This window comes from Streptomyces sp. NPDC030820, assembly GCF_055572075.1.
In genome coordinates this window covers 647,077-659,658 of sequence record NZ_JBVIEB010000004.1, presented here as the reverse complement: position 1 = coordinate 659,658, position 12,582 = coordinate 647,077, and the positions used below count along the sequence as shown (strand labels likewise).

The 12,582-nt window shown below is 70.2% G+C and carries 11 protein-coding genes; 3 read left to right on the top strand and 8 right to left on the bottom strand.

From position 1 onward, the window contains the following. The first annotated feature begins 166 nt into the window (after nt 1-166). Nucleotides 167-724: a GNAT family N-acetyltransferase gene (locus ACZ418_RS14960; RefSeq protein WP_468362305.1), complete on the top strand. Its 558-nt coding sequence runs from the start codon at nt 167-169 to the stop codon at nt 722-724. Nucleotides 725-729: 5 nt separating this feature from the next. Here ACZ418_RS14960 and ACZ418_RS14955 read toward each other — a convergent pair whose 3' ends face one another. The 8 genes from ACZ418_RS14955 to ACZ418_RS14920 all read right to left on the bottom strand — a co-directional run bounded on the left by ACZ418_RS14955 (nt 730) and on the right by ACZ418_RS14920 (nt 10,627). Beyond that, nucleotides 730-2,223, bottom strand: coding sequence for a type IV secretory system conjugative DNA transfer family protein (locus ACZ418_RS14955; protein WP_468362303.1), 1,494 nt, complete (start codon nt 2,221-2,223; stop codon nt 730-732). 25 nt (nt 2,224-2,248) lie between these two features. Next, nucleotides 2,249-3,661 (bottom strand): ATP-binding protein, encoded by a 1,413-nt coding sequence (locus ACZ418_RS14950; RefSeq protein WP_468362301.1) that lies wholly within the window; start codon nt 3,659-3,661, stop codon nt 2,249-2,251. Between the two features lie 14 nt (nt 3,662-3,675). Then, complete coding sequence (locus tag ACZ418_RS14945) at nt 3,676-5,232, bottom strand: SCO6880 family protein (RefSeq protein ID WP_468362299.1); 1,557 nt, start codon at nt 5,230-5,232, stop codon at nt 3,676-3,678. Then, the gene (locus ACZ418_RS14940; RefSeq protein ID WP_468362297.1) at nt 5,229-6,566 is read right to left on the bottom strand and encodes a hypothetical protein; all 1,338 of its coding nucleotides are present in this window, start codon (nt 6,564-6,566) and stop codon (nt 5,229-5,231) included. Before ACZ418_RS14940 ends, ACZ418_RS14945 begins: the two co-directional genes overlap by 4 nt. Continuing rightward, entirely contained in the window at nt 6,556-7,386 is an 831-nt protein-coding gene (locus ACZ418_RS14935) for a DUF8175 domain-containg protein (RefSeq protein ID WP_468362295.1), read from the bottom strand. Before ACZ418_RS14935 ends, ACZ418_RS14940 begins: the two co-directional genes overlap by 11 nt. Before the next feature lie 107 nt (nt 7,387-7,493). Continuing rightward, nucleotides 7,494-7,802 carry a hypothetical protein gene (locus ACZ418_RS14930; RefSeq protein WP_014673544.1) on the bottom strand — a complete coding sequence of 103 codons (309 nt, stop codon included), beginning with the start codon at nt 7,800-7,802 and terminating at the stop codon, nt 7,494-7,496. Between the two features lie 577 nt (nt 7,803-8,379). Continuing rightward, entirely contained in the window at nt 8,380-9,741 is a 1,362-nt protein-coding gene (locus ACZ418_RS14925; RefSeq protein WP_468362293.1) for a S53 family peptidase, read from the bottom strand. Between the two features lie 262 nt (nt 9,742-10,003). Further along, a complete protein-coding gene (locus ACZ418_RS14920) occupies nt 10,004-10,627 on the bottom strand; it encodes a TetR/AcrR family transcriptional regulator (protein WP_468362291.1) in 624 nt (207 codons plus the stop codon). A gap of 53 nt (nt 10,628-10,680) precedes the next feature. Here ACZ418_RS14920 and ACZ418_RS14915 point away from each other — a divergent pair, with 53 nt between their 5' ends. After that, nucleotides 10,681-11,583: an oxidoreductase gene (locus ACZ418_RS14915; RefSeq protein ID WP_468362289.1), complete on the top strand. Its 903-nt coding sequence runs from the start codon at nt 10,681-10,683 to the stop codon at nt 11,581-11,583. 201 nt (nt 11,584-11,784) lie between these two features. After that, entirely contained in the window at nt 11,785-12,555 is a 771-nt protein-coding gene (locus ACZ418_RS14910; protein ID WP_468362287.1) for a trypsin-like serine peptidase, read from the top strand. Nucleotides 12,556-12,582: the final 27 nt, after the last annotated feature.

Genomic DNA, 12,582 nt, shown 5'->3' with positions numbered 1-12,582 from the left:
ATGGTACTGCAGGGGGGACCCTGTGGGAGAGTAGGACGCCGCCGAACAATTCTTGAGAAAGGCCCACGCCACCAGGCGTGGGCCTTTCTGCGTTTCCAGAAGGCGGCTTGATGTTGTTGCCCAATATGGGATGCCTCTGACGACGGCCGGCACTACGGTGGCCCACATGAGCACCTCGACCAGCGGTGAATACCTCATCCGCTCCATACGACCCGACGACTGGCCCCGAGTGAAGCAACTGCGGCTGGACGCGCTGCTGGACCCGATCGCGGGCCTCGCCTTCCTGGAGACGTACGAGGAGGCCGAGGCACGCGCGGACGCGTTCTGGCAGGACCGCGCGGTCGGATCCGGCGAGGGGTCCACGGCGGCCCGGCAGTTCATCGCCGAGACGCCCGACGGGACCTGGGCCGGCTCGGTCACCGTGCTCATCGAGGAGGCCGGGACCAAGGACTGGGCCGGATTGGCCGTCGAGTGCCGGCAGGGGCATGTCGTCGGGGTGTACGTCCGGCCCGAGCACCGCGGGAACGGGCTGATCAAGGCCCTGCTCGACGCCGGTGTGGAGTGGGCGCGGCAGCGGGGCGCGGAGCGGGTGCGGCTGCTCGTGCACGAGGACAACGAACGGGCCCAGGGCGCCTACCGCAAGGCGGGGTTCGTGCCGAGCGGGGTGATCGTGCCGTTCGTGCGGGACGCGAGGCAGAACGAGGTGGAGTTCGTGCTCCAGTGACCGTCCTAGGCCGGCAGCTCCTGGTGCGGCCAGCGGGAGCGGGCCTGTTCACGGGAGCGGAGCAGGGCGAGGGTGCGCAGGCCCTGGTCGGAGCCGGTGGCGAGCAGGTCGGGGAGCTGGGGGATGGGGGCCACGGCCGCGATGTCGTCCAGGACCAGGGTGAGTGGTGGGTCGAGCCGACCGGAGGATGACCGTTCGGCCATGCGCCGGCCGCGCTCGACCACGCTGGAGACGAGGGCCGTCAGGAGCGGCATCGCGCCGGGGTTGCTCCTGGGGTCCTCGATGGATTCACCGACCACATAAAGCGTGCCCCCTTCGTGGACGAAGGAATCCAGTGAGAGGGCGTCTGTTCGGTTCGGGGTGCAGGCCTCACGGATGTTCACCGTGGACAGGGCCGAGAGGGCACGGCTGGTCAGCTCCTGGGCGATGTCGCGGCGCTCGGGGTGCGCGGTGAGCGTGGCTTCGAGTTCGCCGGCGGCGCCGGGGGCGGCCTTGGGGTGGGTACGGAGGGTGCGTACGGCGTCCTGGACCTGGATGCCCTGCGACCAGCGGTGGACGTGGCGGATGGTGCGGTTCTCCAGCGCGGCGGCGTGGAGATAGCTGCGCAGGAGTGTGGTCGCCGTGTCGACCACGGCCTGGTCGATCCTCGCCGTGGGCTGGACGGGGCTGAGCAGGGCTCTGGCTCTGTTCAGGGCGGTTTCTCTGTCCTCGCAGCCCGTGGTGGGGGACCAGTGCAGGCGGGCCGGGGTGTCGCAGAGGTGGGTGGGGTCGTAGAGAAGGGTGGGGCCGAGTTTCGCTCTTGCGTCCTTGGTCTCGGTCCAGAGCCCCGGGTCAGATGTGACGACGAGGGCGGGGCCTTCCGCGTCGCGGATCGCCCGGCTCGCACTTGCCCGGCGGCCTTCCCTGGGGGCCACGAGAACCCTTTCCCGCCCGCCCGCTCGTTCATCGTCGGCCTGGAGGTGGGCCAAGGGCTCCTGGGGTGCCGGTTCCGGCGCGATCGCCGTGGGCCGCGGGGCCGGGGCCGCCTCCACCGGCACTGGCTCCGGCTCCGTACGCGCTACGGGGACCTCGTGCCGCTGCTGTGGCGTGGCCGGCACCGCCTTCCGGAGCCGCGCGGCCCGCGCCCGTGCCCTTCCCGCCCGCCATCGGGCCACCGCTCCCATCACGAACACCGTGAGGACGAACAGGATCATCAGCTGGCCGATGAACAGGCCCCAGAACAGGCCCCAGCCGGAGAGCTGGGAGGCGGGGGTGTCGGGCCAGGCGCCGGTGATGTCATGGGGTTCGCCGATGAGGTGGCGCATGGCGAGGGGGGTGCGGGTGAAGGTGACGCCATGGGGCCAGGCGCCCTTGGCGAACAGGGCGGCGAGACCCGTGGCCGTCCACACCAGCAGGGTCATGCCGAGGAGAAACGCGAGTATGCCGATCAGCAGGCCGTCGGGGATGCCGCCCTGGCTCTCCCGGTGGTCCTCGCGGCGATCACGAGTGTCCGGTCTCACCCGTTCCTCCCTGTCCTTCGCGCCCCTACGCCACCGTCGACTCGGAGTCGCCCAGATGCTGTTCCACGAAGGCCGCAGCCCGCTGTTCGGCCTCCAGTTCGGCGGCGCGCAGGGCGTCGTCGGCCGTGAGGTCGCTGGAGGACTCGGTCATCGCGCGGTCGGTGAAGACCAGCGGGCGTTCCGTCTCCGTGACCAGGTGTTTGACCACCTGGACATTGCCGTTGACGTCCCATACGGCGATGCCGGGCGTCAGTGTGGGGATGATTTCCACGGCCCACCTCGGCAAACCCAGCACCCGGCCGGTGGCCCGGGCCTCGTCGGCCTTCTGGGCGTAGATGGTCCTGGTGGAGGCCATCTTCAGGATCGCCGCCGCCTCCTTGGCCGCGGCGCCGTCCACGACGTCGGACAGGTGGTGCACCACCGCCACGAACGACAGACCCAGCCGGCGGCCGAACTTCAGCAGGCGCTGGAACAGCTGGGCCACGAACGGGCTGTTGATGATGTGCCAGGCCTCCTCGACCAGGAAGATGCGCTTCTTGCGGTCGGGGCGGATCCAGGTGTGCTCCAGCCACACGCCGACGATCGCCATGAGGATGGGCATGGCGATGGAGTTGCGGTCGATGTGGGAGAGGTCGAAGACGATCAGCGGAGCGTCCAGATCGATCCCCACGGTCGTCGGTCCGTCGAACATGCCGCGCAGGTCACCGTCGACCAGGCGGTCCAGCACCAGGGCGACGTCCAGGCCCCAGGCCCGTACGTCGTCTATGGCGACGTTCATCGCCTCGGCCGACTCCGGCTCGGGGTGCCGTAGCTGCTCGACGATGTCGGAGAGGACCGGCTGGCGGTCGACGATCGTCTCGTTGACGAAGGAGTGGGCGACCTTGAGGGCGAAGCCGGAGCGTTCGTCCAGGCCGTGGCCCATGGCGACCTCGATGATCGTCCGGAGCAGGGCGAGCTGGCCGGTGGTGGTGATCGCCGGGTCGAGCGGGTTGAGCCGGATCCCGTGGTCGAGGGCCGCCATGGGGTCCAGCCGGATGGGAGTTATCCCCAGCTCCTCCGCGATGAGGTTCCACTCGCCCACCCCGTCCTCGCCCTGGGCGTCCAGGACGACGACCTGGCGGTCCTTGAAGCGCAGCTGGCGCAGGACGTAGGTCTTCTCCAGGGCCGACTTGCCGTTGCCGGACTCGCCGAGGACCAGCCAGTGCGGGGCCGGGAGCTGCTGGCCGTAGAGCTGGAAGGGGTCGTAGATGTAGCCCTTTCCGGAGTACACCTCGCGGCCGATGATGACGCCGGAGTCGCCGAGGCCGGGCGCGGCCGTGGGCAGATAGACCGCCTGGGCCTGGCCCGTGGAGGTGCGCACCGGCAGCCGGGTCGTCTCGACCTTCCCGAAGAGGAAGGAGGTGAAGGCGTCGGTGAGGACGGACAGCGGATCCCGCATCGGTGAATCAGCCCCTACCTTCGGATGCCGGTGGCGAAGGGAAGTGTGTTCACGAAGGCGCGGTGGTGCTCTCTGTCGCACCACTCCAGCTTGAGGTACGACTTGCCGGCGGAGGCCCTTATCGTCCGCTTGTCGCGGTTGAGGGCCTCCGGGGTGCGGGCGGAGACGGTGATGTAGCCGACGAGGTTGACGCCGGCGGCGCCGCTCGCGAGGTCTTCGCCGCGCTGGTCGAGGCGGTTGTGCGCGGCGACGTCCCGGGGGTCGACGGTGCGGTTCATCTTGGCGGCGCGGGAGGCCTCGGCCTCGTCGTTGGTCTTCTCGGTCAGCATGCGTTCGATGGCTACCTCGGTGGGTTCGAGATCCATCGTCACCGCGACCGTTCGGATGACGTCCGGGGTGTGGACGAGGAGGGGCGCGAGGAAGTTGACCCCGACCGGGGTCATCGGCCACTCCTTCACCCAGGCGGTGGCGTGGCACCAGGGCGCGCGGGTGGCGGACTCCCTCGTCTTCGCCTGGAGGTAGGTCGGCTCCATGGCGTCGAGCTCGGCCGGCCAGGCGTTGCGCTTGGTCATCGCCTGGATGTGGTCGATGGGGTGGTCGGGGTCGTACATGGAGTGGATGAGGGAGGCGAGCCGGCCCTGGCCCAGTGGCTGGCGGACCCGGATGTCGGCCTCCTGGAGCCGGGAGCAGATGTCGGTCAGCTCGCGGGCCATGACCACCGCGAGGCCCGAGTCGCGGTCGACCTTGCCGCCGCGGGCGCGGACGGCACGGGCCATGGCGTGCGCCTCGGCGGCCAGTTCGCGGTTGTAGTGCATGCAGGCGACGAGGTAGGCGCGGTGCTGCTCGCTGCTGGTGGACACCATGGACTGCAGCTGGTCGTACGACTGCTGGAGCCAGCCGGGGGAGCGTGGGTCACCGCGTTGGGCGACGTCCTTGGCGTGGGCGTCGGGGTCGGCGGGCAGGGTGCGGGCGAGCATCTGCAGCCGGGTGACGAACCCGTCGCCGTTGGCGACGTGCTTGAGCAGCGTGCCGAAGCGGTCGACCAGGGCCTCCTGGTCCTCGGAGTCGCGCAGGCCGACGCCGGGGCCCTCGATCTCGATGGCGGCGGTGACGGTCTTGCGGTCGGCGTGCAGGAGTACGGCGATCTCGTCGGGCCCGAAGGGGGCGGCGAGCCAGGTGATGCGGCCGATGCCCGGGGGCGGGCCGATCTCGACCTCGCGTCCGTCGAGGCGCGTACCGGCTTCCATGGCGGCCGAGCGGTAGTGGGCGCCGCTCTTGACGGTCCGCTTGTAGCTGCGGTTGATCTCGAACCACTTGTAGAAGGTGCGGCGCTTGTACGGCACGTAGACCGCGGCGAGCGCGAGCAGCGGGAAGCCCATCAGCAGCACGATCCGCAGGGACAGGACCGGGACGAGGAGGCCGCACATCATGCCGAGGAACGCGCCCGCGATGATCAGCGCGATCTCGCCGGACTCGCGGTTGCGGCCGATGATCGCGTTCGGCCGGGCGCGGCCGATGAGATATGTACGACGGGGCGTGACCGGATGGGACAGGTGGGACTCGGTCGTCAACGCCCTTCACCTCCCGGGCGGTTGATGTTGCGGGTGTTGCTCGCGTGCGGAGTGTTGGCGGGGCTGGGCGCGCGGGGCGCGGGCGTGGCGGAGGGGACGGTTCCGCCGCCGCCCGCGGTGGGGCGGCTGCTGTGGGCGGCGACACCGCCGGTGGCGGGGTTGGCCGGGCGCGGGGTGCTGCTGCCGGCCTGTCCCGCGCCGGCTCCGTTGTTGTCGGCGCGGGAGCTGTGGGTCTTGATGCCCTGGGCGACGAGGGTGGCGGGGGAGCTGATGACGGCGGCGGCCTTGCTTTCGGCGCCCTGCATGATGCGGTTGTTGCGGCTGCTCGCGATCTCGTCGCCGAAGCCGGGGACAAAGCGGTAGATCATGGCGCTGGCGAAGATGGCGAGCAGGATGATGGCGAGGCCGGAGACGACGGCGGAGAAGGCGTCGGGGCCGTTGCCGGAGGACAGGGCGCCGGCGAGGCCGAGGACGATGACGATGACGGGCTTGACGAGGATGACGGCGATCATGATTCCCGCCCAGCGCCGGACATGCCCCCACAGGTTCTTGTCGACGAGTCCGGCGTAGACGACGGTGCCGAGGAGGGCGCCGACGTAGAGGAGCGCGGCCCTGATGACCAGTTCCAGCCACAGGACGCCGGCGGCGAGGATGCTGACCAGGGAGACCACGATCAGCATGATCGGGCCGCCGCCGATGTCGGTGCCCTTGCCGAGGGCGCCGGAGAAGGTGCCGAAGAACGTGTCGGCCTGGTCGCCGGTGGCCTTGGCGAGGACGTCGGTCACTCCGTCGGTCGCGGATACGACCGTGTAGAGGATCAGCGGGGTGAAGGCGGAGGCGAGCACCGTCAGCCACAGGAATCCGACGGCTTCCGAGATGGCGGTGGTCAACGGCACACCGCGCACCGCGCGCTTGGCCACGGCCAGCAGCCACAGCAGCAGGGTCAGGATCGTCGACGCGGCGAAGACGATCGCGTACTGCTGCAGGAACTTGGGATTGGTGAAGTCGACGTTGGCGGTCTCCTTCACGGCCTTGCTGAGCTTGCCGATGGTCCAGGACGCGGCTTCGGCACAGCCTTTGGCGAGGGAGGAGAGGGGGTCGAGGGTGGAGTCGTCCGGGAGGTTGGAACCTCCTGAGCTGCCGGAGGTGTTGCCGCGTTCGCAGTACTTCTTGGCCTCGCCGGAGATGACGTCGCAGTTGTACTTCTTCGACGGTGAGGGCGAAGGGGTGGGTGAGGGCGCGGCGAAGGCACGTGTGGCCAGCAGTACGGCCGTGGTCTGTACGGCTGTCACGACTCCGGCGAGCTTGAGCGCAAGTCGCGGGCTACCGGGCATACGTGAACCCTCCGTACTCTTCGATGGCCTTGCTGATCTCGTCGGAGGTGGCGGCCTTGTCGTCGCCGGGTACCGGTGCGGGGCCGTCCTTCTGGGCGTCGGAGGTGATCTTCCAGTCGCCCCCGGACCACTGCAGGTCGAACGTCCAGGTCTTCCAGGACGAGGTGACAGGGTCGGTCGAGGAGCTGCCGGCCATGCCGATGAGCCCCACGTACCAGACCGCCACCTTGGCGTCGTTCTCCGTGTAGTGCTGGATCGTCGTGCCGACCGGGACCACCCGGGAGACGAACGTACTGCCCTTCGGCGGGTTGCCCGAGGCGTCGAGGCCCATCGTGGCGAGGAAGTCGGCCGAGTACGCCTGGTCCATCTGTCCCTGGAGTCTCGCCGCCGCTTCGGAGGTGTAGAGGAGGTGCAGGAGGGAGTCGCGGCTGTCCTTGTTGAACATGCCCGTTGAGCCCAGCGCCACGGCGTAGTTCGAGGCGGCCGACTGTGCACCCTGCTCCGTGTGGGCGAATCCGGTCGGTACGCCGGCGGTCCTGGTGTCCACGGGACGTGTTCCGCTGGCGTCCGTGGGCGCCGTTGTCGGCTTGTCGTTCTTCGCGGTCGAGCCGTCGGCCGACGAACCGTCCCCCCTGTTGGCGAAAGCGATCGCTGCGATGAGGAGGACCACTACGCCCACCACCGTGATCAGGGAGCGGGAGGAGGAGCGGTGGGGGCCTCGGCGGGGGGCGCCGCCGTAGGGGTCGGTTTCGGGGAGGCGGGTGCGGGTGTGGCCCGTGTCGCCGTAGTCGGCGTAGCCCTGGTCGTCTCCGGAGGTCATGGCGTGCGCGCTCCCTCACCCTCGTAGGCGTACGACGGTAGCCGTGCTGCTTGCCGCGCGGGCGCGGTGTGGTGACTCGACATCAGGGAGACGCAACCTTCAGGGACTCAGACCGCCATGCCGTACACGATCGTGAACAGGGTGCCGAGGGAGCCGATGATGAAGACCCCGGTCAGGCCGGCGATGATGAGGCCCTTGCCCTGCTCGGCGCTGAAGGTGTCGCGGAGGGCGGTCGCGCCGATGCGCTGCTTGGCCGCGCCCCAGACCGCGATGCCGAGGCACAGGAGGATGGCCACGGCCATGACCACCTCGATCATCACCTTCGCCTCGTTGCCCAGGCTGCCGAAGGGGCCCCAGTCCGGAGCGATCCCGCCGATGATGGTGTTGATGTCTCCCTTGTCGGCCGCAAAGAGCATGTAAGTCACCGCCCCTGGTGGGTAGTTCCGCGTGGCCCCCGCGGTGCGCGGAGGCAGGTCTCATTGTCGCCGACAACTTCGCGGTCGTATGTCGACTTGACGTCATTGGCTGGCGGGTTTCGTACGAATAGCGCGTGCGGTCACTCTGTGTATCACGGCAGGTCACGCCGGGCAACGAGGTCCGACCGGAACCTGTCGTGTGGTTGGGTCGTTGTCCTCCTCTATGACCTGGCACGGTTTCTGACGGCTGGTCGGGTGAGGCGTCGAGACGATGTTCTCATGGGTGGGGGAGGGGAACAGGACACGGCCCCGGCGGCGGATGCCGTCGGGGCCGGTGGCCTGCGAAGCAGTGGGTGCGGTCAGCCGGTGAAGGCCGTCACGACCCGTGAACGGCGGCGCCGATGCCGCCCGACGGACCCAACTCACAAGTCATTCAAATGTCTTGTTCGGGTCAGGGAGAACGGGCCGCGGCCGGCTGCCGTGGCCCGCCCTCCTTTCCATGCCGCCGAGGGGACCCCACGTCCCCCTCACACTGGCGGCTCCCCGTGACCCGACGGGGTGGTTCGGGCGGTGGTGCTCAGCTCGCGCCGAAGGCGCTCGTGCCCTCCGGGGTGCCCCAGCCGGTCGGGCCGTCGTAGCCGGACCCCGCGGTGCAGAAGTACGCCGTGCTGCAGGAGCCGTTGCTGCCGCTGGTCACGTCGTTGAGGGCGGAGGTGCCGGCCGCGTGGTACGGGTACTGGGCCGGGTAGTCGCTGCTGCCCGGGGTGCCGGCGAGGGCGTAGACCGAGGCGATGATGGGCGAGCTGGCGCTGGTGCCGCCGTAGGTGTTCCAGCCGGTGCCGTCGGAGCCGTAGGTGTCGTAGACGGAGACGCCGGTGGCGGGGTCGGCCACGGCGGACACGTCGGCGATCATGCGCTTGGCGCAGCCGCTGTCGGTCTGCCAGCTGGGCTTGGCGTCGTAGGCGGAGCAGCCGGAGCCGGTGCCCTCGGTGCTGGAGGTGTTCCAGACGGACTCGGTCCAGCCGCGGCTGCTGGAGTCGGCCGACAGGGAGGTGCCGCCGACGGCGGTGACGTACCGGGAGGCGGCCGGGTACTCGGCGCCGTAGCCCTCGTCGCCCGCGCTGGCGGTGATGGCGACGCCCGGGTGCTTGTAGTACGAGGTGTCGTACGTCGTGTCGGCGGAGGACTCGGAGCCGCCGTAGCTGTTGGAGACGAACTTGGCGCCCAGCCTGACGGCCTCGTTCACCGCGGTGCCCAGGTTGGCGTCCGACGCGGACTTGGCCTCGACCAGCAGGATGTTGCAGTTGGGGCAGGTCGCGCTGACCATGTCGAGGTCGAGGGAGATCTCACCGGCCCAGCCGCTGTCGGCGGTGGGCAGGGAGGTCGTGGAGCCGGTCTGACCGACCTTGGTGAAGCAGCCGTTGTCGGTGGTGCAGTCCGGGAGGCCGTAGTACGACCGGTAGGCGGCGAGGTCGGACTCCGCGTTCGGGTCGTCGTAGGCGTCGACGATGGCGACGGTCTCGCCCGAGCCGTTGGAGGAGGCGGCGTCGGTCAGGCCGTAGGCCGACTGGATGTCGCTCGGGCCGTAGCCGGTCGGGGAGTCGGAGGCGGCGTCGGGCTTCACCGTCTTGGGCGCGATGCCCTTGAGGGCCGCCTGCTTCTCCATGAAGGCGGTGGTGCCGCCGGTGACGCGCAGGGCGTTGCAGGCGGCGTAGCCCTTCCTCGGGGTGGCGCCGCACGCCTTCTCGTAGCGCACATGGGCCTTGGCGACCTGGGCGGCGATGGTCCTGGCGCCGGCCTTGTGGGGCGTGGTGGCGGCTTCGGCGTGGGCCGCGGTGGTCAGGCCGGCGGCGAGGAGCGCGGCGGTGGCCGCGGCGGCCGATCCGATCCGGCGCCATCTGCCGTGTATGTGGGGGGAGTTGGGGGTGGTCGTACGCAAGGTACAGCCTCCTGTGAGTGGTGGACAGGGGCCTGCGGGTGTGGGGGGCCACCGGTGGGTGACCGGTGGGGGCGGCGGCCCGCGACGACCATCGCCTTGTTGAGTACGCGACAACAAGAGGCTTTCGGAATTCTGACTTCCGCGTTACTCAAGGCGGTTGGGGGATTGCTGGTCAATGGCAGTGTGCTGGCGCTGGGCTGGGCGTGGCTTGACCCTGGACACAGATCCCGCACAGCCGGGCCGACGGTGGCTCAGCCGCGCCTCATCGGGGCTTGAGGCCGTGGAGCAGCAGGTGGACGTGCTCGTCCAGGCCGCTCAGGGCGTCCTCGGCGTCGAGCGCGCAGGCGGCGATGAGGGAGGCGAGGCCGTGCAGGCTCGCGGCGGCGACCATGGTGATCCGCTCGGGGTCGCCGGCGATGATCTCGCCCCGCTCCTGGGCGTCCGCGATCATCCGGGTGAAGGAGCCGAGGGACTCGTCGACGGCCGCGGCGAGCTGGGCGGAGCTGTCGGGCGCGTGCTTGCGCGCGAACATCAGCTCCAGCAGTTCCGGGTTCTCGACGGAGAAGCCGAGGTAGGCGCGGGCGAGCGCCGCCATGCGTCCCTCGAAGGTGAGGCCGGGGTGTCCGGCGGCGGCGCCCAGGGCCTGGTTCAGCCGCTCGTACCCGTCCAGCGCGAGGGCGTCTATGAGGGCCTGCTTGTCCTTGAAGTGCCGGCCGGGGGCCGCGTGGCTCACCCCGACGTCCCGGGCCAGCTCGCGCAGCGAGAGCGCGCCGACCCCCTTCTCGCGCAGGGTGCGTTCGGCGCTCTTGAGGAGGGCGGCGCGCAGGTCTCCGTGGTGATAGGGGCGGTTCGTCGGTGACGGGGACATGCGCGGCATGCGGACCATCGTAACCCGATGTTGTCATTGACATCATTGTTGTCGATGCCTACTTTGGGGGCATGACCGATAAGTGGAACGCGACGCACCTCCCCGATCTGACCGGCCGTACGGCCGTCGTCACCGGCGCCAACAGCGGCATCGGTTTCGTCGCCGCCGAGGCGTTGGCCCGGGCCGGAGCGCATGTGGTGTTCGCCGTACGGGACCTGGCGCGGGGCGGCGCCGCCGCGGCGAAGGTGAGCGGCAGCACCGAGGTGCGCCGCCTGGACCTGGCCGACCTGGACTCGGTACGGGAGTTCGCGGCCGGCTGGGACCGCCCGCTGGACCTGCTGATCAACAACGCGGGCGTGATGATGCTGCCGGAGCAGCGCACCAAGCAGGGCTTCGAGATGCAGTTCGGCACCAACCACCTGGGTCACTTCGCGCTGACGAACCTGCTGCTGCCGCATGTGACCGACCGCGTGGTGACCGTGTCCTCCGGCGCCCACCGCTTCGGCGACGGAGTGATCAGCTTCGAGGACGTGAACCTGCGCGACCGTTACACGCCGACCCGCGCCTACGCCCAGTCCAAGCTGGCCAATCTCCTGTTCACCCTGGAACTCCAGCGCCGCCTCACCGAGGCCGGCTCCCCCGTCCGGGCCCTGGCCGCCCACCCCGGCTGGGCAGCGACCAACCTCCAGAGCCACCACGCGAACCCTCTGATGAGGGTTGCCATGGGGGTCGGCAACAGGCTGTTCGCCCAGAGCGACAAGGCCGGCGCCCTGCCCACCCTCTACGCCGCGAGCCAGGACCTCCCCGGCGCGTCCTACGTCGGCCCGGCCGGCCTCGGCGAGATGCGCGGCGCCCCCACGCTGGTCGGCCGCAGCGCGGCGGCCAGCGACCCGGCGGCGGCCCGGCGCCTGTGGACCCTGTCGGAGGAGCTGACCGGGGTGGAGTGGGCGCTGAAGCCGGTCAGCCGGCCGTGATGTGCCGGTCCATGTCTGAGCGGAGCGAGCCCGGGCAACGTGACCCCCAGCGGGCCCGTCGTGCTGTCCGTGACTCGATGTAATCGTGCCTGGTCGGGGAAGTCGCCGCTGGCGAGCCTCGCGCCCGTCAGGAGGTTTCACAGGAAAATCTCAGTTAAGTCGCAGCAGGAATCTCACGTTCGTGGGGGACAGTGAGGACTGATGAAGCGCATCTCACGCATCATGGTCACCTCGCGTCCCGCGCTGCTCGGGGCCGTGGTGATGCTTGCCCTGACCTCGGCGTCCGTAGCGGCCGCCGATGACGGGCCGGGGCCCCTCGGGGTCACCGCCGATGCCGCCGCGACCCGGCAGACGGCACGCGTCGGCGCGCTGTTCGGTGCCGACCGGGCCGAGGACCTGTCCGGCGGCCACTTCTGCACGGCCTCGGTCGTGCACAGCCCGCGGGGCAACCTCCTCGTCACCGCCGCGCACTGCGTGGACGGCGCCGACAGCGATCTGGTGTTCGTGCCGGGCTACCGGGACGGACAGGCGCCGCACGGGGTGTGGAAGGTCGGGAAGCGCTACCTGCCCGACGGCTGGGCCAAGGACCAGGACGAGGACAGCGACCTGGCCCTCGTCACCGTCGACGACCTGGACGGCAAGCGGATCGAGGACGTCGTCGGAGCCAGCCGGTTCACCGCCGGTACCGCCACCGGCGCCACCGCCGTGACCGTCACCGGCTACCCCGACTCGCGCGAGACGCCCATCAGCTGCACCAACAAACCGGCCGCGCACAGCCGCACCCAGCAGCGCATCGACTGCCCGGCCTTCACCAGCGGCACCAGCGGCAGCCCCTGGATCAACGGTGACGACCAGGTCGTCGGCATCCTCGGCGGCCACGAGGAGGGCGGCTCGACCGATGACGTGTCGTACAGCGTGGTGCTGGGCAGCGGTGCGGCCGAGCTGTACAAGGACGCGATCGGCGATCCCTGAAGAGCAGGGGACACGAAAGCGGCTGCC